Source organism: Pseudomonas sp. BF-RE-25, assembly GCF_019956105.1.
GTDB classification, from domain to species: Bacteria; Pseudomonadota; Gammaproteobacteria; order Pseudomonadales; family Pseudomonadaceae; genus Aquipseudomonas; species Aquipseudomonas migulae.
In genome coordinates this window covers 40769-66910 of record NZ_JAHBDB010000010.1, presented here as the reverse complement: position 1 = coordinate 66910, position 26142 = coordinate 40769, and the positions used below count along the sequence as shown (strand labels likewise).

At 59.6% G+C, this 26142-nt stretch carries 29 protein-coding genes; 2 read left to right on the top strand and 27 right to left on the bottom strand.

Annotation, left to right across the window (positions count from 1 at the left end; genetic code table 11):
• Nucleotides 1-59 precede the first annotated feature (59 nt).
• The 21 genes from KGB24_RS05515 to KGB24_RS05415 all read right to left on the bottom strand — a co-directional run bounded on the left by KGB24_RS05515 (nt 60) and on the right by KGB24_RS05415 (nt 15882).
• A complete protein-coding gene (locus KGB24_RS05515) occupies nt 60-560 on the bottom strand; it encodes a CinA family protein (protein WP_008030009.1) in 501 nt (166 codons plus the stop codon).
• Nucleotides 561-639: 79 nt separating this feature from the next.
• On the bottom strand, nt 640-1176 hold the full coding sequence (locus KGB24_RS05510) for a lysis system i-spanin subunit Rz (protein ID WP_223414430.1): 537 nt from the start codon (nt 1174-1176) through the stop codon (nt 640-642).
• Nucleotides 1158-1721, bottom strand: a complete 564-nt coding sequence (locus KGB24_RS05505) for a glycoside hydrolase family 19 protein (RefSeq protein ID WP_223414429.1) — start codon at nt 1719-1721, stop codon at nt 1158-1160. Before KGB24_RS05505 ends, KGB24_RS05510 begins: the two co-directional genes overlap by 19 nt.
• Nucleotides 1722-1781: 60 nt before the next feature.
• Entirely contained in the window at nt 1782-2795 is a 1014-nt protein-coding gene (locus tag KGB24_RS05500) for a phage late control D family protein (RefSeq protein ID WP_223414428.1), read from the bottom strand.
• Nucleotides 2796-2804: 9 nt separating this feature from the next.
• A complete protein-coding gene (locus KGB24_RS05495) occupies nt 2805-3017 on the bottom strand; it encodes a tail protein X (RefSeq protein ID WP_223414427.1) in 213 nt (70 codons plus the stop codon).
• Complete coding sequence (locus tag KGB24_RS05490) at nt 3010-3393, bottom strand: phage tail protein (protein ID WP_008030000.1); 384 nt, start codon at nt 3391-3393, stop codon at nt 3010-3012. Before KGB24_RS05490 ends, KGB24_RS05495 begins: the two co-directional genes overlap by 8 nt.
• Nucleotides 3393-4925, bottom strand: a complete 1533-nt coding sequence (locus tag KGB24_RS05485) for a hypothetical protein (RefSeq protein ID WP_223414426.1) — start codon at nt 4923-4925, stop codon at nt 3393-3395. The genes KGB24_RS05490 and KGB24_RS05485 overlap by 1 nt, the downstream gene beginning before the upstream one ends.
• Nucleotides 4926-5053: 128 nt before the next feature.
• A complete protein-coding gene (locus tag KGB24_RS05480) occupies nt 5054-5638 on the bottom strand; it encodes a phage tail assembly protein (RefSeq protein ID WP_223414425.1) in 585 nt (194 codons plus the stop codon).
• Nucleotides 5639-5799: 161 nt separating this feature from the next.
• The gene (locus tag KGB24_RS05475; RefSeq protein ID WP_223414423.1) at nt 5800-6306 is read right to left on the bottom strand and encodes a phage major tail tube protein; all 507 of its coding nucleotides are present in this window, start codon (nt 6304-6306) and stop codon (nt 5800-5802) included.
• Nucleotides 6306-7472, bottom strand: coding sequence for a phage tail protein (locus KGB24_RS05470; RefSeq protein ID WP_223414422.1), 1167 nt, complete (start codon nt 7470-7472; stop codon nt 6306-6308). Before KGB24_RS05470 ends, KGB24_RS05475 begins: the two co-directional genes overlap by 1 nt.
• 2 nt (nt 7473-7474) lie before the next feature.
• Nucleotides 7475-7684, bottom strand: coding sequence for a hypothetical protein (locus KGB24_RS05465; protein WP_008029992.1), 210 nt, complete (start codon nt 7682-7684; stop codon nt 7475-7477).
• A 100-nt stretch (nt 7685-7784) separates the two neighbouring features.
• On the bottom strand, nt 7785-8165 hold the full coding sequence (locus KGB24_RS05460; RefSeq protein WP_223414421.1) for a phage tail assembly chaperone: 381 nt from the start codon (nt 8163-8165) through the stop codon (nt 7785-7787).
• Complete coding sequence (locus KGB24_RS05455; protein WP_223414420.1) at nt 8162-10441, bottom strand: phage tail protein; 2280 nt, start codon at nt 10439-10441, stop codon at nt 8162-8164. Before KGB24_RS05455 ends, KGB24_RS05460 begins: the two co-directional genes overlap by 4 nt.
• Nucleotides 10442-11077, bottom strand: coding sequence for a phage tail protein I (locus KGB24_RS05450; protein WP_223414419.1), 636 nt, complete (start codon nt 11075-11077; stop codon nt 10442-10444).
• Nucleotides 11074-12069, bottom strand: coding sequence for a baseplate J/gp47 family protein (locus KGB24_RS05445; RefSeq protein WP_223414418.1), 996 nt, complete (start codon nt 12067-12069; stop codon nt 11074-11076). The genes KGB24_RS05450 and KGB24_RS05445 overlap by 4 nt, the downstream gene beginning before the upstream one ends.
• On the bottom strand, nt 12066-12398 hold the full coding sequence (locus tag KGB24_RS05440; RefSeq protein WP_008029983.1) for a hypothetical protein: 333 nt from the start codon (nt 12396-12398) through the stop codon (nt 12066-12068). Before KGB24_RS05440 ends, KGB24_RS05445 begins: the two co-directional genes overlap by 4 nt.
• A 10-nt stretch (nt 12399-12408) precedes the next feature.
• Entirely contained in the window at nt 12409-13020 is a 612-nt protein-coding gene (locus KGB24_RS05435; RefSeq protein ID WP_223414417.1) for a phage baseplate assembly protein V, read from the bottom strand.
• A 3-nt stretch (nt 13021-13023) separates the two neighbouring features.
• Nucleotides 13024-13548 carry a hypothetical protein gene (locus KGB24_RS05430; RefSeq protein WP_223414416.1) on the bottom strand — a complete coding sequence of 175 codons (525 nt, stop codon included), beginning with the start codon at nt 13546-13548 and terminating at the stop codon, nt 13024-13026.
• 87 nt (nt 13549-13635) lie between these two features.
• The gene (locus KGB24_RS05425; RefSeq protein WP_008029976.1) at nt 13636-13983 is read right to left on the bottom strand and encodes a phage holin family protein; all 348 of its coding nucleotides are present in this window, start codon (nt 13981-13983) and stop codon (nt 13636-13638) included.
• Between the two features lie 70 nt (nt 13984-14053).
• A complete protein-coding gene (locus KGB24_RS05420) occupies nt 14054-14629 on the bottom strand; it encodes a DUF642 domain-containing protein (RefSeq protein WP_008029974.1) in 576 nt (191 codons plus the stop codon).
• A 518-nt stretch (nt 14630-15147) separates the two neighbouring features.
• Nucleotides 15148-15882 (bottom strand): XRE family transcriptional regulator, encoded by a 735-nt coding sequence (locus KGB24_RS05415; RefSeq protein ID WP_008029972.1) that lies wholly within the window; start codon nt 15880-15882, stop codon nt 15148-15150.
• Nucleotides 15883-16083: 201 nt separating this feature from the next.
• Here KGB24_RS05415 and mutS point away from each other — a divergent pair, with 201 nt between their 5' ends.
• Nucleotides 16084-18663 carry a DNA mismatch repair protein MutS gene (mutS, locus tag KGB24_RS05410; RefSeq protein ID WP_223414415.1) on the top strand — a complete coding sequence of 860 codons (2580 nt, stop codon included), beginning with the start codon at nt 16084-16086 and terminating at the stop codon, nt 18661-18663.
• Between the two features lie 142 nt (nt 18664-18805).
• Nucleotides 18806-19129 (top strand): ferredoxin FdxA, encoded by a 324-nt coding sequence (gene fdxA, locus KGB24_RS05405; RefSeq protein WP_223414414.1) that lies wholly within the window; start codon nt 18806-18808, stop codon nt 19127-19129.
• Between the two features lie 1860 nt (nt 19130-20989).
• Here fdxA and rpoS read toward each other — a convergent pair.
• The 6 genes from rpoS to ispF form a co-directional block, all read right to left on the bottom strand.
• The gene (rpoS, locus tag KGB24_RS05400; RefSeq protein WP_008029016.1) at nt 20990-21997 is read right to left on the bottom strand and encodes an RNA polymerase sigma factor RpoS; all 1008 of its coding nucleotides are present in this window, start codon (nt 21995-21997) and stop codon (nt 20990-20992) included.
• A 105-nt stretch (nt 21998-22102) separates the two neighbouring features.
• Nucleotides 22103-22960 carry a peptidoglycan DD-metalloendopeptidase family protein gene (locus KGB24_RS05395; protein WP_008029014.1) on the bottom strand — a complete coding sequence of 286 codons (858 nt, stop codon included), beginning with the start codon at nt 22958-22960 and terminating at the stop codon, nt 22103-22105.
• Between the two features lie 202 nt (nt 22961-23162).
• Complete coding sequence (locus KGB24_RS05390) at nt 23163-23798, bottom strand: protein-L-isoaspartate(D-aspartate) O-methyltransferase (protein ID WP_177318174.1); 636 nt, start codon at nt 23796-23798, stop codon at nt 23163-23165.
• A 38-nt stretch (nt 23799-23836) separates the two neighbouring features.
• The gene (gene surE / locus KGB24_RS05385; protein WP_008029009.1) at nt 23837-24586 is read right to left on the bottom strand and encodes a 5'/3'-nucleotidase SurE; all 750 of its coding nucleotides are present in this window, start codon (nt 24584-24586) and stop codon (nt 23837-23839) included.
• Nucleotides 24574-25632, bottom strand: a complete 1059-nt coding sequence (gene truD / locus KGB24_RS05380) for a tRNA pseudouridine(13) synthase TruD (protein ID WP_223414413.1) — start codon at nt 25630-25632, stop codon at nt 24574-24576. The genes surE and truD overlap by 13 nt, the downstream gene beginning before the upstream one ends.
• Nucleotides 25629-26102 carry a 2-C-methyl-D-erythritol 2,4-cyclodiphosphate synthase gene (gene ispF / locus KGB24_RS05375; protein ID WP_008029005.1) on the bottom strand — a complete coding sequence of 158 codons (474 nt, stop codon included), beginning with the start codon at nt 26100-26102 and terminating at the stop codon, nt 25629-25631. Before ispF ends, truD begins: the two co-directional genes overlap by 4 nt.
• Between the last annotated feature and the right edge of the window lie 40 nt (nt 26103-26142).

Genomic DNA, 26142 nt, shown 5'->3' with positions numbered 1-26142 from the left:
GCCTGACGGCCAACACCTGTATAAGTAGCCAGTATTATTCCACAGCGATTCAGGATCGCCTACCCCTGATTTGAGATTTCTCCCGAGGCATGGCGCAGCAGCCCCTCTAGCGCGGCCTTCACCGTTTGTCGGCGGACCTCATCGCGGTTGCCGGGGAAGTGCTGCACCTCGCTGAACACCCGATCCCCCACACCCCAGGCCAGCCAGACCGTGCCGACCGGCTTGTTCGGCGAACCGCCATCCGGACCGGCCACACCGCTGACCGCCACGGCAAAATACGCCCGGCTTTTTTCCTGGGCGCCACGGACCATGGCCTCGACCACTTCGCGACTGACCGCCCCCACCGTCGCAAACAACCCGACCGGGACATTCAATTGCTCGGTCTTCTGCCGGTTGGAGTACGTCACATAACCGGCTTCGAACCACGCCGAACTCCCCGGAATCCGGGTAATCGCCTCGCAAATGCCGCCGCCGGTACAGGATTCGGCTGCGGTGACGTGAGCATTGAGAAGCTGCAGGCGTCTGCCCAGTTCAGCGGCCAGTTGGGTGATTTCTTTCACGGTCATCTCCTGAGCGGGCGGAATGGGACTACCGTACACGAGCGGATCACGCTTGCAAGTTACAGGATCGATCAAAATGTTAGCGACCGAGCGCCCTGATATAGGCCTGACAGGCCTGCAACGCAATCAGTGCACGGTCGCCGGCGTCGGTGATGGCGATAATTCGTTGAGCATGCGCCGGGTCAAGTCGGGCTCGAACGGCGCCATGATCCACGCTGCCGGTGCTGGCGGCGGTTGGCACTGCACAGGCTGAGGCAGCGTCATGGGCATCGAGGAGGACTGACAGCCGCACATCAGCAGTGGCAAGACGATCGCGCAAGCGACCTTGATCACGTTGGGCATCGCTAAGCGCTCGATAATGGGTTTGTTCGCTGGCCGATAGCCGCTGTTCCAGCGCCAGCCGTTTATCTTGCTCGGTCTGTTGTCGAGCGGCCGCCGCCAGGGTCAGTTGGTTGAGCATCTCGGCGTGCGCCCCGGCCTGTTCCGCCAGTTGCCGCCCATAACGCCCATCCTGAAATCGCCAGGCCAGCGTTGCCGAGCCACCAGCCAACACAGTCAGCAACACAACAACGCCAACCACCCGCCACGACCCCGGGATCAAACCGAAGGCTGGCATAACACCGCCCTCGCCCGCGCCCAGAGTTGCAAACGGTCTTGCAACCCGTTCAGCCCCCCGTTGATCCGGCGGGTGATGCTGTTGAACTGGTCACGATCAGCCAGCTCGTTGAGGCCGTTTTGCCCCCAGAACCAGGCGGCGGATTCGGCTGCCCATTGCGGTTGCTCCAACAGTTCCGGCAACTGCAGCAGTCGCTCGTCGCCGAACAATCCGAGACTGCACTGTTGGTAGTTATGGTGGCCGGTAATCTGGATCAGCCCACGGCCTCGGTACCTTTGGCCATCACCGTCGGGCATGGGTGTATTGCCCAAACGAGCGGCCAGGGTGCCGGTGTCGTACTTGCTCAAATACTGATCACCGCCGAGTTCGCGCACGTAGTGCAACTGCCCGGATTCGTGACCGACTTGCGCAAGGAAAGCGGCGCTGCGTTTGGGCGTGTTGATGTCATGGCCATCCATGGCGCTATTGAGAGCAGAAATGAAAACGCCCGCTTGGCTGCGGGCGTTGGGAAGTATTTGCTGTAATTGCAGGACAGTAAGCGGCATGAGTGATGTTCCGTTCGCCATTGATCCGCCAGACCGGCGCCAGTGCATTTGATTGCGTTATTACGTGGCATCCGGACACTTCGCCTCGATCATGCAGCGATAGCTTTGATATTTGTCACCGCTGGCAGTGACCTTTTCGATCGACCAGTACCCGCGCAGGAAATCCGGCCAGGACTGGTCGAGCAACAAGACACCCTCGGCGGACAGCGCCGGATTACCCGGGCAACTGATTTTCACCTTGAGCTTTTCACGCAGCAATTTGCGCACTTCACCCTCGCCGATATCCCTGGCCTCCGCTTCATTCTGGCAGAGCCGACCGATGACCTTGAACGGCGCGCTACCGGTTTCAATCACCCGCACCACCCCCGCTGCCGCGTCCCACCAACTCGTCTTGCAGCCCTGGTTTTTCGCCCGGACGGAGTCATCGAGCGTGGCGGAAATGAAGGCGCGATCGCCGGGTCGATTGTTGGTGGTCACCGACAGTTTCACCTGGGGCAACACCTTGCCCGACAGTGACTTGGTCTGACTTGGGAGCGCCAGCACATACAGCTCATTTATCGGTTTGGCGATGGCCTTGTATATGCCGGCGAGGCGAGTCAAAAACGCCATGTCACTTTCGTTGGACTGATCGATGTGGTCGATTTTTTTCAGTGCCAGTTGGGGTGCCACCCGTGGCGAAAAACCATGCCGCTCAGCGATCTCGCGAAACAGCGCACCCAGGGTGGTCGGCCCATGACTGGCCGATCGACGCTGCAGGAAGCCGGTCTTGTCATCGGCACTGAACGGCGCTGCGGTTGCCACCAGCGTCAAGCGCAGCGGGAACAACGTCGGCGTCAGGCGAGACACCGTGAACTGGCCCTTATCCACCAGACTGGACTCCGCGTAACCGACCTTCAGGCCAATCTTGCCGCCCAGGATCGGCAGCCCCTCAAGCCCTTCCAGATCGAGCGTCAATGTCAATTGATCGGACTCGGTACCGGCGGCATCAATGTGCTCCCAACTGATCAGGCGCTTGTTGATCAAGTCCTTATTGGCCCCATAAATCTCTACCTCTGGCGTAAAACCCAATGCCATGAAACCTCCTTAATCCCACGCGGTAACCGGCGTGGTCACCACAGGTTGTGAGTCAATTTCCGGCAGGACTACCCAGATACCCGCAGGTAATACCGCCCCCTGTTCTGCCAGCGTGGGGTTGAGCCGCCACAGTGCCTCTTCGACGGCGTCGTCACAGCGACCCAGTTCGCGGTACAGCAACAGGTTCACCGAATCACCGGCCACACTTCGAACTCTACGCATGGATGAACTCCGACAGGTCTATTGCCCAACCGACGACCATCGCCGTGCCGTCATCGATGATCACGCTTTGGGTTTCCGTCACCGTGTTGATTCGCCAAAGCCCCCAGTTGCGTCCGATGCCATCCACCAACGGCACCGGCCTGCGCTGCTCCTGAAGGGTGCGCAGCTCATTGAGCCGCTCCATGGCCACCGCGTACATCGACGTCCCCGTAATTTTCAGCGTCTGGGCTTTTTGCCCGGTCTGACTGGATTTCGGCTTGCCGGTCACGATGTCCAGCTCCACCCAGCCACCGTCCGATGTGTGCACGATGCTGTGGTAGGCGAAATTGCGGGACAGGCCGAAAATGAAACTGCCCAGGATCATTTGCTGGCGCATTACCTGCCTCCATCGGTCAGGGCCGCACCACGTCGGGTGGCGAGGGCGTTGGTGGTCATCAATGGAACAAACTCGCCGTGGAACTGCGTTTGCAGCTGCTGCGCCACGATCGTCCGGATGTGCTCGGAGCTCTCCCCACCGGTGCAGGTGACCTGAATCGACGGTGAGTAATTGATCTGCTGGTTTTGTGCTGGTGCGCTGGTCAGTTCCTTGTTGATCTGCTCTGGCGAGGCCAAACGATCGGCTGTCGGAGCGGCCAGCTTGTCGCCCAGTGCCGCACCCGATTCACTGCCCAGCCAGCCACCAATCAGGCCACCCAGAACACCGCCAATGGCGGTGCCGATCACTGGAACAACACTGCCTAACGTGGCACCCACCGCAGAACCGGCGGTCGCACCCGCCCAGCCGCCACCTGCTGCACCAAGACCGGCACCGAGCATGCGGCGATTGCCGGTCATTACGCCGCCGACGACGTCCATCGCCGCACCGACGGCTTTCAGCGGCCCGGGTGCGCGGCGGGTCAGCGAGCGCATCGAGGCCCCCATCGCCATCAGACGTGAAGCTCCGCGCGAGCCTCGTGGACTGACACGCACGGTCGGGCCATCTCTAGGTCCAGGACGCGAGACTGCCTCGCTTGTGTCCGCTTTCTCCGCTTTCTCCGCTTTGTTCGCTCGATTCTTTTCTCTGAAATCTTCGGAAAACACCTGACCGAACTGTTTTGGAAGCCGGGCAGATACCGCTCCCAAAAGCCGCTTGGCCATCTGATTTTTCATCTCGTCGAGTACGGGTGTGAACAGGGCTACCAAATACGGAAAGACTGCCGTGGCAGTGTCCTTCAGACCACTGAGCCGAGGGCTGAGGGAGGCAGGTGTGCTTTCTGCCGCCACGGGCGGTGTATTGCCGGTGGCCACGGGTAAATGATTGTCGCGAACGCTGTCGATGTTCGACTGTTGCTCGCCGGGTATTTTCCCAGGGCGATTGATGATCTGCGGCTGATCAATTACCTCGTGACTGTCGAGCCTCAAAGGTATCCGCCAGCCGGTCTGCTTCTCTGCCTCCATCATGGCCGGCGTTCTGAACGCCGACGCAGAGATTGCGGCAGCCATCAGCGGGACACTGGCGACGCTCTGGTTTGACTCCATCACCGTCTCGCGCCGACGCTCGGGTGAACGATCAGCCTCACCAGTGCTCTTCACGCCGACCGACTTGAGCAGCGATGGCCGCTCTATGGCACCACCCGCTTCGCCCACATTGTTTTGCCCGCTGGCCAACGCAGTCTTCGCGCTGGAACCTGTTGCCGGCATCAACGAGCGCGGCGAGGAAAACGTCAGGTTCAACGATTCCAGTGCCGTGGTCAGCAGACTGATTTTGAGACTCAGTGTGGCCAGCACCTGGCTGAAACCGGGCGCCAGATCCTCTGTGCCCTCCCCCGTCACCAGCGATGACACGGCACTGCTCAGGCCCACCTCGCGAAACTTCAGCCAGTCTTCATTGATGGCTGTGTTCTTGAGCGAATATTTATCGTCCGCCATCCCCCTCTACTCCTGTTTGACGCCAAGGCGATTGATCGCAATGTCGTAGCGGCGCAAGGCCTTGCCGACGTCCCATTCCAGAATGTCCGCTTCACTTATCGGATAAATGAGCGGCACCACATCGAGGATTACTTCGATGTCGCGCTCCGAAAGAAGGCCGCCGGTTTGTTTAAAAAATCGTCGATTCGCACCTGCAATTGTGTCCAGTCAGGCACGGTCAAACCGGCCAGATCGGGCAGCATCAAGCCGGTGCAATGGGCCGTGATGAATTCGGCGCGTTCCTTGGCGGTCTTGAGTTTTTTCATCGCCTTGGTCGCACGCAGCACCGGCATTTCCAGGGTCAGCGTGGTCAGGGTGCGACCCGCCACGGTGAGCGGTTGCAGCAAGCTCACTTCGTCGGGATCGGCCGACGGTTGTTCACCCTCGTCCGCTTGTTCAAGGAAATGCGACGTCGGCAAGGTCGACATCTCATGCACGTACTGCGCGATGCTCACGTAGTCCGGGCGTTTGAGTTGATCGAGTTCCTTGACCGACAAACCGGTGGCCAGCAGCGCCAGCTCGAAGAACTGATCGTCCTCATCATCGCCGGCACGGGCCAGGGCTTCTTTCTGTGCGGCGTAATACAACGGTTTGAGTTGAATCTGTTCGATCTCCGACTGATTGTCGGCGGTGATCGGCGACAACAAGGCGTGAACAGGTGGAGTCCAGGACATGAAATGAATTCCTTGATGAATCATGGGAGGCGTTGCGCATTGCACCTTGTGGGAGCGGGCTTGCTCGCGAAGGCGGAGTGTCAGTCGACATTTACTTTGACTATCAATCCGCGTTCGCGAGCAAGCCCGCTCCCACATTAGTTCGGTGCTCGCAGTGCGACTTAAGGGATCAACACCGCGCGACGGGCGCCGCCAAGAATGTCGACGCCGTTGAGCACGAACTTCTGCGTGCGCACATCGATGTCGATCACCGGGATGCCGTTTTCCAGGCGGTTGTAGGTGCGGCACGACAGCTCAAGCGTGGTGAGGGGTTTTTCGCCCATCTTCAGCTTGGCCTCGGTCAGCGATTTGAGCTTGCCGCCGACGGTGTGGTAGGTGAACCAGGTGTTGCCATCCTGATCCTGACCGGCTTCACGGACGTTCAACAAAATGTCGTCGCCCAGCTTCACGCCGAGGGAGAGCATCACTTCGGCACCGACGCCTTGCAAAATGAGGGTCGCGCCCAACACTTTGCCGCTCTTGATCATTTCTTCGGCGATGAAGCGCCCGCCCGCCATCGGTTCCATATCGAATTCGATCTTCGGCGGGGTGAACTCTTCCACCGTCGCCGACAACGGCAGGCCTTGCAGGGTGGCCGCGATGGCCTGTCTTACGCGGTTGGTAAACATTAGAGAACGTCCTCCAGGAACTGCTCGATGATTTCATCGCGGGCATTGAGTTGATAAACCATGTGTTCGTTCGGCGCGTAGCGGCCGTAGTCGATGACCACGTACCAGGTGCCGTTTTTGTACTTCTCGACGCTGTTCAATTCCGGGTGCAGGTACACGCTGCCGCCGGGGATGGTTTCGTCGGCGACCAGGGTTTGCAGCCAGTCGTTGATGCGCTTGACCTCCTGGTCCATGAACGACTTGGTGAGGTTCTTGGCCATGGCTTTCTGGCCGGCCTTGACCAGCTTGCGGCTGATCGCATCTTCCAGGCCGACGTAGCTGATGAACTTGCCGGTGATGGAACGGTTACCCAGCAGCGAGAAGCCGCCGAGAATGGTGCGGGCGTAGTAGCTGATGCCGTAGCGGTTGAGCAGATCGCCTTCGGTGGATTTGTCGAGAATGTTGTATTCCACAACGCGCGAAACGTCCTCGGCGAAGGTCACCTGATTGCCCGGGCTCTCCCATTGCTTGACCTTGGCCAAAGCCGCGATGGCCAGGCTCGAAGGCGACAGGAACACGTTTTTCTTCGCTGCCTTGGAGTAAACCGATGGCATGTTGTGCACCAGCAGGCAGCGGTCGAAACCCAGTTCCGCGCCACCCAGTTCCTGGCTGTAAGTCACCTGATCGGCGACCGCGGCATCCTTGCCGTCGAGCACCACACGGGCCTTGATGCGTTTGCCGAACGAGGCGAATTCACCGGCCACGGCTTTGGTGCTGGTGAAGCCCGGCGCGCCGATGATGGTCAGGTCTTCCGGCACGCTGCCCAGTGCCGCGAGGCCGAGTTTGCGGCCGGTCAGCGGATCGACACCGCCGATGACGTTGTTCAGCGTGTCCGCCGGGGTCGCGCCTTCTTCGACGATGACCACGTAGACCGGCACCTTGACCACTTTCAGGATCTGGAAGACCGCGTGATACAGCGTGCCTGCCTCGGTGCCGGTCGGGTCGAGCAGCGCCTGGGTGGTGAAGCTGTTGATGCGGAATGGCGCATTGCGTGGAATCAACGGGTCTGCCTTCGGCGCGGTGCCGATCAGACCGATGACGTTGTCACCCAGGCCACCCATGGCCTCGGGGGATTCGGTGGCATTGACGGTAATGCCGTTGTGCTCGAAGTTCAAAACCTCAGCCATGGTTATTCAGCCTTCTTGGCAGCAGCTTTTTTCGCTGCGGTGGATGGAGAGGCCGAATCGGCAGCCTCGGCTTTTTTCAGCTCCAGACGACCAGCGCTGCGTAGCGCACTGGCCTCCACATCGAGCAGTTGCAGTTCCTGACCGATACTCGACCAGTGGCCACCCCCGGTAGGGAATGGAAGGAGCACGGTGTACGTTTGGCGTTCTGCCATTTCTGTTTCTCCATAAACGAAAAAGCCCCTTGGGTAAGGGGCTGTCGGGTGTTGTGTGTTTGTGTTGCGGATAAGAAAACGCCCCGGCGGTGCGGGGCGTTTATTGGGTGTGTTCGGCGATCCAGGACGGAGCGACCGGACGATGCTGGGTATCGGGGAAATCCGGTGATTGAGGCCAGTCGCGCAGAGCCTGGATGTACACGAGCAACTCACCGAACTGCTCTGCGGTCAGCGTGGTAGACCCTCCGATTTCGCGCTGATCGCGATGACGCTCGCGCAGCCACATCAGCGAAACCAGCTCGGCATCGCGCCACTTTCGCTCATCGTCCGCTTTCGTGGTCGTGGGCGCTGTTGCGCTCTGGATATATGCCTGAACCTCTGCCTCGGACATAGGCACCAACCCGGCAGAGATGAAGTGCGCGGGAGCGTCATCTTCGTAAGCATTGACGTTACCGGTCTGTGGATTGTGGAAATACTTCATGGGCGCAGCTCCGACCAGACAGCATTGACAGGGCTTGAGAGAGTCACGGAATAGGTTGTTCCGACCGGGACAACGAAGGCGGCGTGAAAGCCCGAGGTTGTGAGAGTTACACCACCACAGGTGGCTGTGACCGAGCCGGACTGGATTGCCACTTGAACCTGAATCGGTCGACCAGTGGTGTTGGTGTAGACGGTGCCACTCACGCGACTGGCGGTGACGTTCTGCCAGGTCTGGCCATCACCTACGCCGCGTGGTCTGGCTTCAAGCCCTCCCACTTGTGCCGCCAGGCCCGCCACGTCGATGGTTCCCTGATTGACCGGGGCGTTCCAGGCCTTGATGCACCACATGATGGCCAGGTTATTGGGTCGGGTTATGCCATAAGTGACTTCTGCGCTACCCGGGAGCGTGGTGTTCGTCACCGCGTTCACCCCAATAAGAGTTACGCCAGCATAAAGCCCCACATCACCAGCATCGTAGCCAGCCCGAACCCTTGACGCCGCAGCATCAGCGAGGTTGGTAGCGATCGTCTGGGCCGCTACTACGTTGATATCAACAGCGACCATGCTGCCTTTCTGCCAACTGCCAACTGCTCGACCAGGATCCACCCCTCGCCCATGGTCCCAACCGCGCAAAAACTCGCCGCGAGTCTCTGGTAACCGGGTAGATCCTATGGGATCGCCTGCCACGTTATATTTTTTGTCCAGATACGCAGCCAGCTCGGGATAAATGGAATCCACAAAAAGACTGTTATCCGCCTCAAGGTAGCCGGGAGGAACGGTGCCCAATGGGAACGGCACAAGCGCGCCCACTGGAACGGCGGCTTTCAGCTTTTGCACTTCCTTGACCAGTTCACCGACGTCAACCTGTCCCTGATTGATCGGCGCGTTCCAGGCCTTGATGCACCACATCACCGCCAAGTTGCGCGGCCGGGTTTCCGTGCCGCCAGTTAGCTGTGTTTCAGTGATGTACAGGTTCCCGTCCTGGCCTGCCCCCCCCGCATAACCAATGCCTGTTTCCGTAACAACGTTTGCGGCCAGACTATGCTTGTGACTCTTTAATTCGTCAGCCTGATAGGTACCCACCGCACGACCTGCATCCACCCCGCGCCCATGATCCCAACCGCGCAAAAACTCGCCGCGCGATTCGGGAAGACGGAAATTGCCCCCACCTTCGTTGCCCTGGTTGAACGCCGTCCCGAGGAACGCGGCCAAGTCCGGATAGATCGCAATGCTGCGCACACTGCCGTCAAGTTCAAGAAAGCCGGGCGGGACCTTGTTCACCGGCAACCCGACCATACTCCCGACCGGCAGTGCCGATGCCTGAGCAATCAACGCCTCGACTTCAGGCTTGGTGTAAGTGTCCTTGATACCAAAACCCGCCAGCGTTTCCGGATTCGTACCCGCAGTGGCGCGACCATACTTGTCGACAGTCACACTCTTGTAGGTCCCTACCAGAATCCCCGTTCTGCCAGCCAGCATTTCAAAGCTCAGCGCCGTAGTCGCCAGCGTGATCGGCCCGCTCGTCACCAGGTGCCAAAGCGAATCACCATTCGCCGCGCCCTCCTCGACCATCACCGTCAGGCCCGGCGTCACCTTGGCGCTGGCATTGGCATCTGCCGCCCGTACCCAAGCACCGTTGGCCGCAACATAAATACCGTTATCCTTCGCCAGCATTTGCGCCGTCACCAGCACGCGCTGGCCGGACAGCACCGAGACACCGTCAATTTGCTGCGCACCACTGAGCACGATGTTTTCCGTGGTAGCCACGCGCACCGACTGCTTGCCATCCAGCTTCGCCAGTTCGTCGGCGAGATAACCCATCACCCAGGCTCGCGTTGCCTTGACCACCGTGTCGTCAATCAGCAACGTGACGAGCGACGCGTTGCTGGTCTCGAAAATCGAACGGATGTAGAACTCTTTGCCCGAACCCGACGTCGCCAGAACCGGTTTGAACGACTCCGGGTATTTGACGATGGCGTAGAGGATGCCAGTGTCGGTCCAGAGCCCGGCCTCACGCACATACCAACCACCCTCTTCTGGCGGGATGGTCACTTCGGCGAGCAGCCAGCTCGGATTTTTCTCGTCCTGGAACAGCGCATTCAGTGGCCCGCGCCACACTTCTCGTTTAAGCGCCGTGGCGGTTGCCGCCGGGTTGTAAACCGCGCCGCCGCCGTCGCCGACCGAAATCTGCGACAGTTTGATCGGCACGCCCGCCGCCTTGCAGGCAGTTTCATAGGCGATCCCCGCATTGGTAAGCAGGGTGTAATAGTCGGCCATTTAGGACCCCTGAGGATAAATAGTGGATGTTTCAACGGCGTAGAGCCCGGCGGCCATGAAGGCCTGCCCCGAGGCTTCAAGCCCTTCGATGACAATCGGATAAACCGTGGTCAGTTCGCCGCACACCGTCACTGCGCCGATGACGTGACTGCCGAATGCGCTCAAGCCGACGGACACCGACAGAACGTCGCGCTCGCTTTTGGCGTCCGCCAGACGCCGGTCGAGACGAGCGTCGATTTCTTCGCTGTAGGGTTGCTCGGTAAATGCCCTGACGGAAAAGCTGTAAGGCGCGCCCGGCGGTGTCTGCTCGTACCAGGCACGTACCTCGGGCATTAACCGCAATCCTTTCGCGGCGTTTTCCAGGGCCTGACGTGTCCCGGCCTGTCGCGCGGTGGGCCAGGCCAGTTCAACGGTTAAACGCTTTTCCGCCTCGGCGGCCTCGGCGCTCCATTCACTGACACCACGATCCGCTGCGAGATAAGGCAGAAATGCCAGAGGCGTCGAGGTCGGGTTCATCAGCTCGGGGAACGGCGGCGCAATGCGGTCAAGCAATGCACCGAAGCCGATATCGAGGGCTTTTTCCAACGGTGAGCTGTTGGCTGGCAACAGGCTCGGGCGCGGCGTCTGGTCACTCATAGCGTGAGCACCTCGACCTCGACCCCGGTGCAGTAAGGCGCTTCAAACGCCGTCGTCACAATCGGCTCGACCGGTTCGAGAATGTCCAGTTGAACCGCGCCGGCGTTATGCAGCGTGTAGTCGATCCAGCTCGGATCGATCCGCCCTTCCAGTCGATGACAGCTCTGGGCATACGCTTGCAGTTGCTGTTGCGCGGCAACCTTGGTCAGCCCCGAATCAGGGCCGGCGTTGATTCGGGTGACGACGCGGATTTTGTAGTTTTTGATATGGGCGCTTTGCACTGTGACCCGATCCGTTTCCGGTCGGACGTCGGGCCGGGCGAAGTGCCGGCGCACGCCGTCGAGCAGGTCATCGGACGCGGTGCCATCGCCCTCCCGAGCCAGCACCGTGACCATCACCTCACCGGGTGCGGTGCGGCGTCCATTGCCGTCCTTGACCTGCGCCGCGTAGCCGTCCGGGTCGAAGGTGTACGTGACCGTCACCTCGCCCGGTGCATGAGTGTCCACCTTCACCACAGGACGCTCGCCGAGGGTGAAGACCTCCCGGCGATATTGCATGCGTGAACCGGCGGCCGGTGCGTGCGGCGCCAGGTAATAACGCAACCGGGCGTCGTCGTCGCTTTCGTACACGGGCGCAATCGGCGGGAATGCCGCCGGGTCGCCAGGGTCCAGCAACTGACGCTCAAGCCCCATGTCCGCGAGGCGGGCATCGAGGTTGCTGCCAGTCGCCCACCAGGCCAGCATCTGCTTGATGCGGGCGTTGTATTTGCGTTCGTGGATTTGCAGGCGCACACAAAAGGCCTCAAGGGCCAGGGTCAGCAACTCGCTTTCGTTTTCGAGGCTGACCTTGATCTTTGCCGCCGACTCCGGAGCGCGGGCGCCGACGTACTCGACGACAAACGTCTTGAATTCGGCGAGCAAATCCTCGAACGCTTCGACGGTGACGATCGAAGGTTCGGCCAACTGGTTCTGGCCGGGTATCAACATGCTCATGTCACCACCTCGAAGGTCTGTTTGCGGTTTTGCCAGGTGCCGGCGAATCGCAGGACCAGCCCGGCGCCTTGCCGGCTGGCCACAATGACCTGCGGCTGGAAATCATCGATGCCGTTCTGCGGGTTGTAGAACGCCTGTGCCGCGTGGCTCTGGGCAAGCATCAGCAGGTCGTCGCCGAGGTTGCGGCCCAGCAGTTCCGGGATCAGCGAGCCATACAAAGGACGCTTCTGCCGGGTGCCCAACGGCGTAGTCAGCGCTCGGGTTGCGCGCTGTACAAACTGCGGCCAGTCATCGACCGCCGCCCCGGTGTTTCTTTCGATTCCGATCATGGGAAACTCTTTATGCGGTACTGATGACGCGTCCCTGGTGATCCACCACCGGGCCGCTCAGGTGCACACCGGAAGCGTCGAGTCGCAAGCCGACCGCGCCCAGTTGCAGTTCGATGGCCTCAGGCGTGATCGCCAGTCTCGCCGGGCCGAGATTCAACTCGAGCGCTTCGCGAGAACCGTTGAACGCCGCCGGGCCGTTCTTCCAGTGCAAGGCATGAAGGGCGTCGTCGTAACCGCTTTCCGTACCGTCCAGATAGAGGCGACGCGTCAGCGAAGCCTGGGTCGAGGCGGGTGGAAACCGATTGCCGTTAAGCCCGAACAACGCCACGGATTGAGCGCCGCCCTCGCCGCCGCCATGGTTCAGCAACAGGCATTGCTCGCCGACCGAGGGGATACGCGACTCGCTTTGCGCCCCGGCGCTGGGGTTGAAAAAACGGATGGCCGGCGTGAGTAATTCACCGTGACTGACCCGGCAGGTATTGCTGGCCGCATCGACTTCCTGGCACACGCCGATACGACACAGGCTGTCGGTGCGCCGGTGCACGTCTTCAAGTTCGGCCTCCATCTCGGCCAGCCGCTCAATGATCGGGCCAAGCTGCTGACGTAAAAGCGCATCGAACATGGCTCAGTCCTCAAGTGCGGTGTATTGGTCCGGGTCGTCGATGTTCGAGACTTCCCAGGTTTTGGCGAATTTCGGGATGCCCAGCGGGTCGTCCAGCAGCAATGCGCCGAGGTAAATCGTCTGGGTGAAGGAAAGGGTCCAGGCGAGGTACTCCTGCGAACCGCTGATGAGCGTCGACGGCAAGGCATCGATATTCATGGGCAGGTCGCATTGACTACCCGGCAGGCCCCAGCGGTTCTCCGTGACCAATCCCTTGAGGACGCTCGCCAGATCAACAGCGGCCAATCCCGGGTTGTTCAGCGTTGGCGGCACAATGATTTGCAGCGAGACCGTCAAAACATGGGCGATGCGCCCGTCATGGGCGCGGTCGCCGGCTGCATTGCGTTCGATGGCGATCAGGACCCACGCCTGATCGAACGTGCCGTCGAAGTCCTGACGACTTCCGACCTTCAAACCCGGGCCAACTGCACGTAGCGCGTCGGCAATGGCAAAAAACAGACGCGACGGCTTATCGATGTCGAGGGACATAAGTGGCTTCCATTCAAATTTCGAGGCGTCCGGCTGCGTGGGTTGATGCAGCGGACCGGGGATGCCAGAACGGCAATGGGCCCGGTTTTATTGATCCGGGCGGGAGTCACGCGGCGGCACTTCACACACGCCGATCCGCTTGGCCGCCCAGCGCTCATAAAGGCCAATGGCGACATCGGCGCCGGCCATCGCCGTGAGGCAACCGAACGCGCCGGCCGCCCAGATCGACATGCCGGCGGCGTACAGCAGCATGATGGCCGAGACCCCGCAGATCATGCAGGCCCCGGAACGCAGGGCCAGACGCCGCAGCAATGACCAGCCGCGAGCGCCCTCCTTGTCGGCACGCCACATTTCGCCGGTTACCCCGCCCACCAGGGCGAGCACGATGACCAGCCAGATCGGCATGTCCAGCAACGCTTGTTGCTCGTTTGTCATGTCACGCCTCCTTGGGATCGATGAGATGGGCCTCTCGGAAATGAGCCGGCTGGTTTTGATCGACGAAGAACTACAGCTTTTCAACGATCACGTTGTCGATGAAAGCGAAGTTGACGTACGGGTTCTGCTCGTTGGAAAAGGCCAGGGTCGTTTGAGACGTGATAGCCGTGAAGTCATAAGTCACAGTGCTCCACTCGACGACGCCACCCTTGGCCGTCGGCGTGTTGAAGAGCGCGGTCTGACCGGCCACTTTCACTTGCACGACACCATCACCGGATCGGTTGGCGTACAGCGAATTGCCCATGCTGAAAGTCAATCGGTACTTGGCCCCTGGCACGGTGGCAAAGTTCTGCTGAATCCCGCCGCCATTGCTGTAAACGTTGTTAGCCAGATCGACGATCACTGCGCCTTCCGCTGCAGCAGAGCCAGGGATCGAAGCGCGCATGTTGAAATACTCGGCACCCGACAGAAAGGTCGTCCAGCCCGTGATGAAGTTGGCTTTCGCGGTCGTGTCCAGCACGCAGCTGTCGCTGCAGCCGGGTTGTTCAAAGCTGCCGTTGACCAGAAGGTTCGCCGCAGTAGCGCTACCGGCAGCACCGACAAGAGCCAGCATCAGCGGGGCAATGATTTTTTTGATTCCGTTCATGGTTGTACCTATTGAGTGAGATGTATTGAATGCGCAGCAGTTGCTGCACAGGCAGACCCCAAATGCGGGGTTGATATGCCTGACGTCAGGCAGGCATTCCAAAAAGCCCGGTCACCCAGGCTTTTCAGTAATGCGATCCTTCGCGTTGACCTTTCGGCGCTACTGGCGCGGTACGGGTCCATTCAGATTGTTTTTCCGACCGCGGTCCCTGCCCGCCGGATAACTGCTTTCGGTGCTTTACGCTGCACACCCGGGTCAGTTGCCAACCCTCTGAACCGTTGAGGCCGGTTCATCGCTGCCTTTGTGGCGGAACTAAAGAACTTCGTTTCGAGCTGCTTTGTTGAGCGGCTTGAGACAAAGAATATGCATGGATGCATATACAGTCAATGCATAAATGCATTTATTTATGCACGACAAATGCATTGACGCATGGAAGCCCCGCAGACAAAGGCGTTGACGGTTTTCAGCAGACGAAAAAAAACCCGCTCGGTGGCGGGTTTTATCTGACAGCGATGCGGTTAGCGGGCGTACATGCCCCACCAGAAGACGTGGCCGAGGATGACAATCTGCTCTTCCTGGATCTCCTGGAAGGTGTAGTCCTCGTCCGGATGTTCATCGCGATTGAAACTGCGCAGGCGAATCCCCGTGGGCAAGCGATAAAGCTGTTTAACCCGCAGCTGACCGTTGTGGTTGATCGCATAAAGGTCGCCATCGACGATATCGCCGATCCCGCACTTGCCGGCATTGACCCCCACGGTGGCGCCGTCGCGCAGTACCGGCAGCATGCTGTTACCACGCACCGTCACGCATTTGGCCTGGTCGAACTGCACACCGTTGTGGCGCAAACTGCGCTTGCCGAAGCGCAAGCTAGAGCGCTCGCTTTCTTCGATGACGAATCTTCCTGATCCAGCAGCCAATTCAACCTCGCGAAGAAAGGGGACCGACACCTCGTCGTCATCGACAGGCGTATCGTCGTCCCACAGGCTTATGTCCTTGAGTTCGGAATGCAATTCATCGCGAGCGGAATTGGCGGCAGGCGCGACATCCGCGCGGCCACGCAACTGATCGGTGCTCACGGCGAAGTACTCGGCGATCTTCGAAATGTGCTTATCCGAAGGATCGACAATCTTCCCGCCGAGGATCCGCGAGAGAGTGGATTGAGGCACGCCGGTGCGACGGTGAAGCTCCGTGGGGGAGATCCCGTGCTGATCGAGCAGCGCTCTTAAGACGGTAGAAACATTGCGTTTTTGCATAACGCGCATAGTGCTTGATCTTTTTTACGGAGGCAAATGCAGAATTGCATAAATCATGCATAGACAGCAGAAATGTATCGCACAGCTTTAGTTGCCTGCGTCGGGCGGACCGCCCATGGTAACCTTGCGCCCATCGCGGAAAAGCCGGGCCGATGTCCCTCCTTTGCCCTACACCTTTCAACGAATTTGCCTGATTATCCGATGAATAAAGCACTCTCCGATCTGTCCTCTCACACGCCAATGATGCAGCAGTACTGGCGCCTGAAGAACCAGCACCCCGACCAGTTGATGTTCTATCGCATGGGTGACTTCTACGAAATCTTCTATGAAGACGCGAAGAAGGCCGCCAAGTTGCTGGACATCACCCTGACCGCCCGTGGGCAGTCTGCTGGCCAGGCGATTCCGATGTGTGGGATTCCTTACCACGCCGCGGAAGGTTACCTGGCGAAACTGGTGAAGCTCGGCGAATCGGTGGTGATCTGTGAACAGGTCGGCGATCCGGCGACCAGCAAAGGGCCAGTTGATCGGCAAGTGGTGCGGATCATCACGCCGGGCACGGTCAGTGATGAAGCGCTGCTGGATGAGCGTCGGGACAACCTGATCGCGGCGGTGCTGGGTGACGAGCGTCTGTTCGGTCTGGCGGTGCTGGACATCACCAGCGGCAACTTCACCGTGCTGGAGATCAAGGGCTGGGAAAACCTGCTGGCGGAACTGGAGCGGGTCAATCCGGTGGAGTTGATGATCCCGGATGACTGGCCGAAGGATTTGCCGGCGGAGAAACGTCGTGGGGTTCGTCGTCGTGCGCCGTGGGATTTCGAGCGCGACTCGGCGCTGAAAAGTCTGTGCCAGCAGTTTTCGACCCAGGACCTGAAGGGTTTTGGCTGCGAGAACCTGACCCTGGCCATCGGCGCTGCCGGTTGCCTGCTCAGCTACGCCAAGGAAACCCAGCGCACCGCCCTGCCCCATTTGCGCAGCCTGCGCCATGAGCGCCTGGACGACACCGTGGTGCTGGATGGCGCAAGCCGTCGCAACCTGGAACTGGACACCAACCTGGCCGGTGGCCGCGACAACACGCTGCAATCAGTGGTCGATCGCTGCCAGACCGCCATGGGCAGCCGCTTGCTGACCCGCTGGTTGAATCGTCCGCTGCGGGACCTGAACGTTTTGCTCGCGCGCCAGACCTCGATCACGTGCCTGCTCGACGCTTACCGTTTCGAAAAGCTGCAACCGCAGCTCAAGGAAATCGGTGACATCGAGCGGATTCTCGCGCGGATCGGTTTGCGTAATGCGCGTCCTCGCGACCTGGCGCGTCTGCGCGATGCCCTCGGTGCATTGCCCGAGCTGCAAGTGGCGATGGCCGAGCTGGAAGCGCCGCACATTATTCAACTGGCGAAAACCACCAGCACCTACCCGGAACTGGCGGCCCTGCTGGAAAAAGCCATCATCGACAACCCGCCTGCGGTGATCCGTGACGGCGGCGTGTTGAAAACCGGTTACGACAGCGAACTCGACGACCTGCAATCGCTCAGCGAAAACGCCGGGCAGTTCCTGATCGACCTGGAAGCACGCGAGAAGGCCCGTACCGGCCTGTCGCACCTGAAAGTCGGTTACAACCGCATTCACGGCTACTTTATCGAACTGCCGAGCAAGCAGGCTGAATCGGCACCGGCCGACTATATCCGTCGCCAGACGCTCAAAGGCGCCGAGCGCTTTATCACGCCGGAACTGAAGGCGTTCGAGGACAAGGCGCTGTCGGCCAAGAGCCGCGCCCTCGCCCGCGAGAAGATGCTCTACGAAGCGCTGCTCGAAGACTTGATCAGCCAATTGCCGCCGCTGCAAGACACCGCTGCAGCCCTGGCCGAGCTGGACGTGCTGAGCAACCTCGCCGAACGCGCGCTGAACCTCGACCTGAACTGCCCGCGCTTCGTCGACGAGCCGTGCATGCGCATCAGCCAGGGTCGTCACCCGGTGGTCGAGCAAGTGCTGACCACGCCGTTCGTGGCCAACGACCTGAGCCTCGACGACAACACACGCATGCTGGTGATCACCGGTCCGAACATGGGCGGTAAATCCACCTACATGCGCCAGACCGCGTTGATCGTACTGCTGGCGCACATCGGCAGCTTCGTGCCGGCGGCCAGTTGCGAATTGTCGCTGGTGGACCGGATCTTTACCCGGATCGGTTCCAGCGACGACCTGGCCGGTGGACGTTCGACCTTCATGGTCGAAATGAGCGAAACCGCCAACATTCTGCACAACGCCACCGAGCGCAGCCTGGTGCTGATGGACGAAGTCGGTCGCGGCACCAGCACCTTCGACGGTCTGTCCCTGGCATGGGCTGCGGCTGAACGCCTGGCGCAGCTGCGGGCTTACACGCTGTTCGCCACGCACTATTTTGAACTGACGGTGCTACCGGAAGCGCAACCGCTGGTGGCCAACGTGCACCTCAATGCCACTGAGCACAACGAGCGCATTGTGTTCCTGCACCACGTGCTGCCCGGGCCTGCCAGCCAGAGTTATGGCCTGGCCGTTGCACAACTGGCCGGCGTGCCGAGCGAAGTGATCGTGCGCGCTCGCGAGCATCTGGGTCGACTGGAAGCCACCGCGCTGCCGCATGAGGTGCCCAAGGCTGCCAAAGGCAAATCGGCCGCGCCGCAGCAAAGTGACATGTTCGCCAGCCTGCCGCATCCGGTACTCGAAGAACTGGCCAAACTGGATCTGGACGACCTGACACCGCGTCGTGCACTAGAAATGCTCTATACACTAAAGACACGGATCTAACGCACTTGCCTGCAAGCTGTTAGAATCTCGCGCGGTTTGGGATGCTGCAGGCTAATAGCCTGGTCTGCAGACTATCGCTCCCAAACCTGGCGACCCCAACGTGAAGGGGCTCCGCTGCCGCCGCCTGAGGAGAAAATTAGAAATGACCTTCATCGTCACCGACAACTGCATCAAGTGCAAGTACACCGACTGCGTAGAAGTCTGTCCGGTGGACTGCTTTTACGAAGGCCCGAATTTCCTGGTGATTCACCCGGATGAGTGCATCGACTGCGCACTGTGCGAACCAGAATGCCCTGCCGTGGCCATCTTCTCCGAAGATGAAGTCCCGGAAGAGATGCAGGAATTCATTCAGCTGAACGTTGAGTTGGCCGAAATCTGGCCGAACATCACCGAGAAGAAAGAATCGTTGCCCGATGCCGAAGAGTGGGATGGCGTCAAAGGCAAGATCAAAGACCTCGAACGCTGATTGACCCTGCGTTCCCGAAAAGGCCCCTTGCGGGCCTTTTTGCTTTTCTGCAGGCAAAAAAGTTAGATAACGCAAAAACCTGTAGGAGCCAGCCTGCTGGCGATGGATTCAAGTGCGCCGCGCCGAGTCTATCCAGGCAGCACGCGTTATCGTTGACGACCATCGCTGGCAAGCCAGCTCCTACAGATTCTGTGTCGTGAGACAGAACCGGGATCACGCCACCCCTGTAGGAGCCAGCTTGCTGGCGATGGATTCAAGTGCGCCGCGTCTATCCAGGCAGCACGCGTTATCGTTGACGATGATCGCTGGCAAGCCAGCTCCTACAGATTCTGTGTCGTGAGACAGAACCGGGATCACGCCACCCCTGTAGGAGCCAGACTACTGGCGATAGATTCAAGTGCGCCGCGTCTATCCAGACAGCACGCGTTATCGTTGACGACCATCGCTGGCAAGCCAGCTCCTGCAGATTCTGTGTCGTGAGACAGAACCGGAATCACGCCACTCCTGTAGGAGCCAGCCTGCTGGCGATGGATTCAAGTGCGCCGCGTCTATCCAGACAGCACGCGTTATCGTTGACGATGATCGCTGGCAAGCCAGCTCCTACAGATTCTGTGTCGTGAGACAGAAACGGGATCACGCCCCCCCTGTAGGAGCCAGCCTGCTGGCGATGGATTCAAGTGCGCCGCGTCTATCCAGGCAGCACGCGTTATCGTTGACGACCATCGCTGGCAAGCCAGCTCCTGCAGATTCTGTGTCGTGAGACAGAACCGGAATCACGCCACTCCTGTAGGAGCCAGCTTGCTGGCGATGGATTCAAGTGCGCCGCGTCTACCCAGACAGCACGCGTTATCGTTGACGACCATCGCTGGCAAGCCAGCTCCTACAGATTCTGTGTCGTGAGACAGAACCGGGATCACACCACTCCTGCTGGCGATGGATTCAAGTGCGCCGCGTCTATCCAGACAGCACGCGTTATCGTTGACGACCATCGCTGGCAAGCCAGCTCCTACAGGGGTAATGCGTACCCCCAGCAACCAGGTCGGCTGGCAGGCCGCCTCGGTTGCTTTGGCGGTGCACGCCCCCTCGAGAGGCCGAGTGGAGGTTCTGCGCAGTGGACAACCCGGCATGGATGCCGGGTTAGCCGCCCCCGGCCATGGATGGCCGATGGCGGCGGGCCCACGGAGCAGGACCGGAGCGAGGGCATGCCGAGCCACAGCGAGGCACCGAACGAAAGGGGCAAAAGCGCTTGGTTACTTGGCGCTTCTCCAAGTGACTCGCCGTAAGGGCGAAACCATAAGCCGCCGTTACCGCAGGAATGGATATGTACACCACCAGCAAGAGATTGGTCGGCCCAGAGGCCGCCATCGCCGGCAAGCCAGCTCCTACAGGGGAGACCACGCACAACTCGAAAATAAAGTGGCCCCCAAACCAAAAAAAAGACAAAAAAAGGGGCGGTTTGACCCGCCCACATTTTTTCCCTATTCCCTGTGTTCCTTTTCATCGTCCTGATGAATCGCATCCTGCAATGTCCTTTCCCCTCATCCTTGAAGGGCGTGTCTGTCCGTCGACACAACCTGAATACTAGAGAATTCCCGAGCAAGAGCAATTGCCCTCCGCGGCAAAAATCCACTGCCACATGCTCCTGATTTTTATAAATACCTATAAAAATCAAAGCATTAAAATCAGCCCCGGAAAACAATAGTCGTCTTCCAGGGTGTAAAAATAGCGAACACTTACGCAAGAGTAAGCCAAGACTTACACCGCAAGACTACAAACATATCGTCTTTGCAGGAACGCCAGCCAGACAACAAAAAGCCCCGAACCAGTCGGGGCTTTTTGCATGCCGCTCAAGCGATTCGCTTATTGGAACAGCGACTCACTCGACAGGCCATTTTTCTCCAGAATCTCCCGAAGACGCTTCAGGCCTTCAACCTGAATCTGTCTGACGCGTTCCCGGGTCAGGCCAATCTCCAGGCCTACATCTTCCAGCGTGCTGCTCTCGTGCCCGCGCAAGCCGAAGCGGCGTATCACCACCTCGCGCTGCTTGTCGGTCAGTTCCGAGAGCCATTGATCGATGCTCTGGGACAGGTCGTCATCCTGCAGCAGTTCGCATGGATCGGTCGGACGGTCGTCGGTAAGGGTGTCCAGCAGGGTTTTATCCGAATCCGGACCCAGTGAGACATCGACCGAAGAAACCCGCTCGTTCAGGCCCAGCATGCGCTTGACCTCGCCCACCGGTTTTTCCAGCAGGTTGGCGATTTCTTCGGGTGAGGGTTCATGATCGAGTTTTTGCGTCAGCTCCCGTGCGGCCCTCAGGTACACGTTAAGCTCTTTGACCACATGGATCGGCAACCGGATGGTCCGGGTCTGATTCATGATCGCGCGCTCGATGGTCTGACGAATCCACCAGGTTGCGTAGGTCGAAAAGCGGAAGCCACGTTCGGGGTCGAACTTTTCTACCGCCCGAATCAGTCCGAGGTTGCCCTCTTCGATCAGGTCCAGCAGCGACAAGCCACGATTGACATAGCGTCGGGCGATTTTCACCACCAGCCGCAGGTTGCTTTCAATCATGCGTTTGCGCCCGGCCGGATCGCCACTTTGCGACAAGCGTGCAAAGTGAACTTCTTCTTCGGGGGACAGCAGAGGGGAAAAGCCGATTTCATTGAGGTACAGCTGCGTGGCATCGAGCGCACGCGTGTAATCGATGTACTTGTGTTGCTTTAACGAGGCGGAGTGTCTGGATTTGGCACGAACGGAAGGTGGAGCAGCCCCTTCATCATTCGACATCGAATCCGTACCGATGCCGGTCTCCATCAGGAGAACCTCATCGTCGATGTCAAACTCCGGCACTTCTTTACTGAGAGCCATTGTTATAGTCCTTTGGTGAGTTCGACCTCAGGCTCAAGCGGCGCCTTTATCCTTGGCAACGCTGGAGCCTGTTCCCTCTACGTGACGGAACAGGCTGGTAACAAATCAACGACGTGGCAGGAACTGCAGCGGATCTACAGGTTTACCTTGTCGGCGAATCTCAAAATGCAGTTTCACCCGGTCTGTACCCGTTGACCCCATTTCGGCAATTGTCTGTCCGACCTTGACCTGCTGCCCCTCCCGAACCAACAGCCTGCGGTTGTGACCGTAGGCACTGACGTAGGTGTCGCTGTGTTTGATGATGACCAATTCGCCGTAGCCCCTTAAGCCACTCCCGGCGTATACCACCGTCCCATCAGACGCAGCTAAAACAGGCTGTCCCAAATCCCCGGCGATATCAATTCCTTTATTCAAACTACCGTTTGAAGAGAATTTTCCAATGAGAATGCCATTAGAAGGCCACCCCCAGCCGGTCGGGGCCGGGCCTGCGGGAGGCATCGGAGCGGGTGCTGGCTTGTTGGCGACGGACGGTGCAACCACCGTTGTCGTCGTAGTTGCGCCATTTGGCTGGCGCCGGATTACTGTGGTTTTACTCGACGATGAAGGCGCCGAATCGGCCGGGCTGGCCACCGCCGTCGGCGTTGAACCGGTGCGACCATCAAAGCGAATCGTCTGACCCGGATGTATCGTGTAAGGCGTAGGAATGTTGTTGCGTGCGGCGAGGGCTTTGTAGTCCCAGCCGTAGCGAAAGGCGATGGAGAACAAGGTGTCTTTAGGTCGAACCACATACTGACCCGTGGTCACTGCCGGACGCTGGGCCACGGCATTGTTGCGATCGACGACGCGTACGTCGCTCGACTTGTTGCTGGAACAACCGACCAGCAAGGTACTCAAGACTAGGCCAGTCACCAGGCGCTGAAAGCTCGTTATACCCATTCGCTGCGCAATGACTGTGAGACTCACCCGCCGCTCCCTTTGTGGTGGCTGAAATATTGAATTGCCGTGCTCCCGGCATGAAGTGTCACCAGTATAACGGGCTGTGCAGGCTTTACCTTTAATGAAGCGAAGCACACGTTTGCTACCTGACGATGAAACCCGTTTAACCGATCGACGCCGCTGTAAGACAGAGGCAATCGAAGAGAATTCACCGCGTCCGGACAAATGCTCAGGCCAGGGGGCCGTTGAGCAATGGAACGAAACGCACCGCCCCCAGAACACGCCTGGAAAACCCGTGTTCTTCGCGGATGATCAGCATCAACTGTTGCACTTCACCCGAACCGACCGGTATGACCAGTCGCCCTCCAGGTGCCAACTGATCGAGCAAGGCCTGAGGTACATCGGTCGCCACCGCCGTCACGATAATGCCGTTATACGGCGCCAGCGCAGGCCAGCCTTCCCAACCATCGCCCCAGCGGAAAACCACATTGCGCAAGTTCAGATCAACCAGGCGTTCCTTGGCCCGGTCCTGCAGAACCTTGATGCGCTCGACGGAAAAAACCCGCTCGACCAGTTGCGACAGGATTGCGGTCTGATAACCCGACCCTGTGCCGATTTCCATTACCTTGTCCAGAGGCCCCGCTTCCAGCAGCAGCTCGCTCATGCGGGCCACCATGTAAGGCTGGGAGATCGTCTGGTTGTTACCGATCGGCAACGCCGTGTCTTCGTAGGCACGGTGTGCCAGCGCTTCGTCGACAAACAGGTGTCGTGGCGTAAGGCGGATCACTTCCAGCACCTTGGTGTTGGAAATACCTTCCTCGTACAACCGCTGAATCAGACGCTCGCGGGTGCGTTGCGAGGTCATCCCGATACCGCGATGCATCGGGTCTTGTTCACGAGCCATCAGCGCAGTCCCTCCAGCCAGCCGTCGAGACTTGCGAAAGCATCATTGAAGGTGCGATCCAGTTGCAGCGGCGTGATGGATACATAGCCTTGCATCACCGCATGAAAGTCGGTGCCCGGGCCGCCGTCTTCGGCGTCCCCTGCGGCGGCGATCCAGTAGCCGGACTTGCCGCGCGGGTCGACCACTTTCATCGGTGCCGCGGCGCGGGCGCGATGGCCGAGGCGCGTCAGCTGGATTCCGCGGATGTGGTCCAGCGGCAAATTGGGAATGTTCACGTTCAGCACCGTGCGCGGTGGCAGATCAAGGTCAGCGTGGGCTTCCACCAGTTTGCGCGCAAAGTAAGCGGCTGTGGGAAGGTTCTCGACCTGCCGTGAGACCAACGAAAAGGCAAACGATGGCCGCTTCAGGAAACGCCCCTCGAGGGCCGCTGCCACGGTACCGGAATACAACACATCGTCCCCCAGGTTGGCGCCCAGGTTAATGCCGGAAACCACCATGTCCGCTTCGCGCTCCAGCAAGCCGTTGAGGCCCAGGTGCACGCAATCGGTCGGTGTGCCATTAAGGCTGATAAAGCCGTTGGCCAGGGTTTGCGGGTGCAACGGACGGTCGAGCGTCAGCGAACTGCTGGCGCCGCTTTTGTCCTGGTCCGGGGCGATAACCACGCATTCGGTGTAATCCGCCAGCGCAGCATAAAGCGCGGCGAGACCGGGTGCGGTTACCCCATCGTCGTTAGAAATCAGAATACGCATGGGCTGTCCGTCTGCCCCACCGGCACCAGATCAACGAGCTCGCGCACCAATACAGTGGCAAAGCATCCGGCCGGCAGGACGAATTCCAGTTGCAGAATGTCAGGCTCGGGATAATGCCACGTCAACCCACCAATGGGCAGCCGCAGGATGCGACGTTCGTGGCTCATTCCGGCATTAATCAACCAATCGCGAAGGTCTGCTTCGCGGGCGGCGATTGCCTGCTCCAGTTCATGGACAGCGCCCGTCGCCGGCGAGTCACCTTCGCCCCACTGCGGGCCGGTCGGGTGCAGGTCGAGAATCGCCAGACGCGGGTCGCTGCACTCAGCCTCACCGGCGGGAAAGAAGCTGCGGCTGTCGGTGAAGGCCAACAAATCGCCAACCTGCGCTTGCTGCCAGGTGCCATCAGCGACGCGTGCCGCCAACACTTGGTTAAACAGAAAACTGCGGGCGGTGGAAAGCAGACGCGAACGCACATTGCGCTGCTCCGGCAAGGCCTTGCGCGCGGCCCAGCTACGGGCATCGACCACGTTGCCACCGTCAAAGCCGAAACGCTGAGCGCCGAAATAATTCGGAATACCTTGTTTGGCGATCAGTTGCAGACGCGCTTCGATCGCCGCTTTGTCGCCAGCGAATTGCGTGAGGCGCAGAGTAAAACCGTTGGCCGAGTGGGCACCGCGTTGCAGCTTGCGTTTGTGCCGACCGGTCTTGAGGATTTTCAGCGTATCGTTTTCCGCCGCCGACAGATCGGGGTCGGCCTTGCCCGGCAGTTGCACGCTGAACCACTGACGCGTCAGCGCCTGACGATCCTTGAGACCGGCGTAACTGACGGTGCGCAATGGCACGCCCGCCGCCTTGGCGATTCGACGTGCTGCCTCTTCGGTATTCAGACCGCGTTTTTCCACCCAGACCCACAGGTGCTCGCCGTCGCCGCTGAGAGGAATATTGAGGACTTCATCGACCTGGAAGTCTTCCGCCGTAGCTTTCAGTACAGCGGTGCCGAGGGCTTCGCCGTAGGCACGCGGGCCAAGCAATTGCAGTTCGTTCATGCGCGCAGCAACAAGGCAACGGAGTGCACGGCAATACCTTCTTCGCGACCGACAAAGCCGAGCTTTTCGGTGGTGGTAGCTTTCACGTTCACTTGATCCAACTCAACTTGAAGATCCGCGGCAATCAGCGCACGCATCGATTCAATATGCGGGGCCATTTTCGGCGCTTGGGCGACGATGGTGTTATCGACGTTGCCGACTTTCCAGCCCTTGGCGTGGACCAGTGCGACGACATGACGCAACAGCACACGGCTGTCGGCACCCTTGAATGTCGGGTCGGTGTCCGGGAAATGCTTGCCGATATCACCCAGCGCAGCAGCGCCGAGCAAGGCATCGCTCAAGGCGTGCAGCAGGACGTCACCGTCGGAATGAGCGAGCAGCCCGAAGCCGTGTGCAATGCGCACGCCGCCCAGAGTAATGAAATCGCCTTCAGCGAAACGGTGCACATCATAGCCGTGGCCAATACGCATAAAAAAACGCCCCGATTTTTGTCAGGGCGTGATTCTACCT

Bases quoted from the DNA above. Each gene is read 5' to 3' on its own strand.
- KGB24_RS05505 (WP_223414429.1), bottom strand. From the start codon at position 1,721: ATGCCGCTTACTGTCCTGCAATTACAGCAAATACTTCCCAACGCCCGC.
- mutS (WP_223414415.1), top strand. From the start codon at position 16,084: ATGAATAAAGCACTCTCCGATCTGTCCTCTCACACGCCAATGATGCAG.
- ispF (WP_008029005.1), bottom strand. From the start codon at position 26,102: ATGCGTATTGGCCACGGCTATGATGTGCACCGTTTCGCTGAAGGCGAT.
- KGB24_RS05485 (WP_223414426.1), bottom strand. From the start codon at position 4,925: ATGGCGGACGATAAATATTCGCTCAAGAACACAGCCATCAATGAAGAC.
- fdxA (WP_223414414.1), top strand. From the start codon at position 18,806: ATGACCTTCATCGTCACCGACAACTGCATCAAGTGCAAGTACACCGAC.
- KGB24_RS05445 (WP_223414418.1), bottom strand. From the start codon at position 12,069: ATGAGCATGTTGATACCCGGCCAGAACCAGTTGGCCGAACCTTCGATC.
- KGB24_RS05490 (WP_008030000.1), bottom strand. From the start codon at position 3,393: ATGCGCCAGCAAATGATCCTGGGCAGTTTCATTTTCGGCCTGTCCCGC.
- KGB24_RS05390 (WP_177318174.1), bottom strand. From the start codon at position 23,798: ATGACCTCGCAACGCACCCGCGAGCGTCTGATTCAGCGGTTGTACGAG.
- KGB24_RS05475 (WP_223414423.1), bottom strand. From the start codon at position 6,306: ATGTTTACCAACCGCGTAAGACAGGCCATCGCGGCCACCCTGCAAGGC.
- KGB24_RS05450 (WP_223414419.1), bottom strand. From the start codon at position 11,077: ATGAGTGACCAGACGCCGCGCCCGAGCCTGTTGCCAGCCAACAGCTCA.
- KGB24_RS05510 (WP_223414430.1), bottom strand. From the start codon at position 1,176: ATGCCAGCCTTCGGTTTGATCCCGGGGTCGTGGCGGGTGGTTGGCGTT.
- KGB24_RS05425 (WP_008029976.1), bottom strand. From the start codon at position 13,983: ATGACAAACGAGCAACAAGCGTTGCTGGACATGCCGATCTGGCTGGTC.
- KGB24_RS05430 (WP_223414416.1), bottom strand. From the start codon at position 13,548: ATGTCCCTCGACATCGATAAGCCGTCGCGTCTGTTTTTTGCCATTGCC.
- KGB24_RS05440 (WP_008029983.1), bottom strand. From the start codon at position 12,398: ATGATCGGAATCGAAAGAAACACCGGGGCGGCGGTCGATGACTGGCCG.
- KGB24_RS05420 (WP_008029974.1), bottom strand. From the start codon at position 14,629: ATGAACGGAATCAAAAAAATCATTGCCCCGCTGATGCTGGCTCTTGTC.
- KGB24_RS05435 (WP_223414417.1), bottom strand. From the start codon at position 13,020: ATGTTCGATGCGCTTTTACGTCAGCAGCTTGGCCCGATCATTGAGCGG.
- KGB24_RS05455 (WP_223414420.1), bottom strand. From the start codon at position 10,441: ATGGCCGACTATTACACCCTGCTTACCAATGCGGGGATCGCCTATGAA.
- KGB24_RS05480 (WP_223414425.1), bottom strand. From the start codon at position 5,638: ATGTCCTGGACTCCACCTGTTCACGCCTTGTTGTCGCCGATCACCGCC.
- KGB24_RS05500 (WP_223414428.1), bottom strand. From the start codon at position 2,795: ATGGCATTGGGTTTTACGCCAGAGGTAGAGATTTATGGGGCCAATAAG.
- KGB24_RS05495 (WP_223414427.1), bottom strand. From the start codon at position 3,017: ATGCGTAGAGTTCGAAGTGTGGCCGGTGATTCGGTGAACCTGTTGCTG.
- KGB24_RS05465 (WP_008029992.1), bottom strand. From the start codon at position 7,684: ATGGCAGAACGCCAAACGTACACCGTGCTCCTTCCATTCCCTACCGGG.
- KGB24_RS05460 (WP_223414421.1), bottom strand. From the start codon at position 8,165: ATGAAGTATTTCCACAATCCACAGACCGGTAACGTCAATGCTTACGAA.
- surE (WP_008029009.1), bottom strand. From the start codon at position 24,586: ATGCGTATTCTGATTTCTAACGACGATGGGGTAACCGCACCCGGTCTC.
- rpoS (WP_008029016.1), bottom strand. From the start codon at position 21,997: ATGGCTCTCAGTAAAGAAGTGCCGGAGTTTGACATCGACGATGAGGTT.
- KGB24_RS05415 (WP_008029972.1), bottom strand. From the start codon at position 15,882: ATGCAAAAACGCAATGTTTCTACCGTCTTAAGAGCGCTGCTCGATCAG.
- truD (WP_223414413.1), bottom strand. From the start codon at position 25,632: ATGAACGAACTGCAATTGCTTGGCCCGCGTGCCTACGGCGAAGCCCTC.
- KGB24_RS05470 (WP_223414422.1), bottom strand. From the start codon at position 7,472: ATGGCTGAGGTTTTGAACTTCGAGCACAACGGCATTACCGTCAATGCC.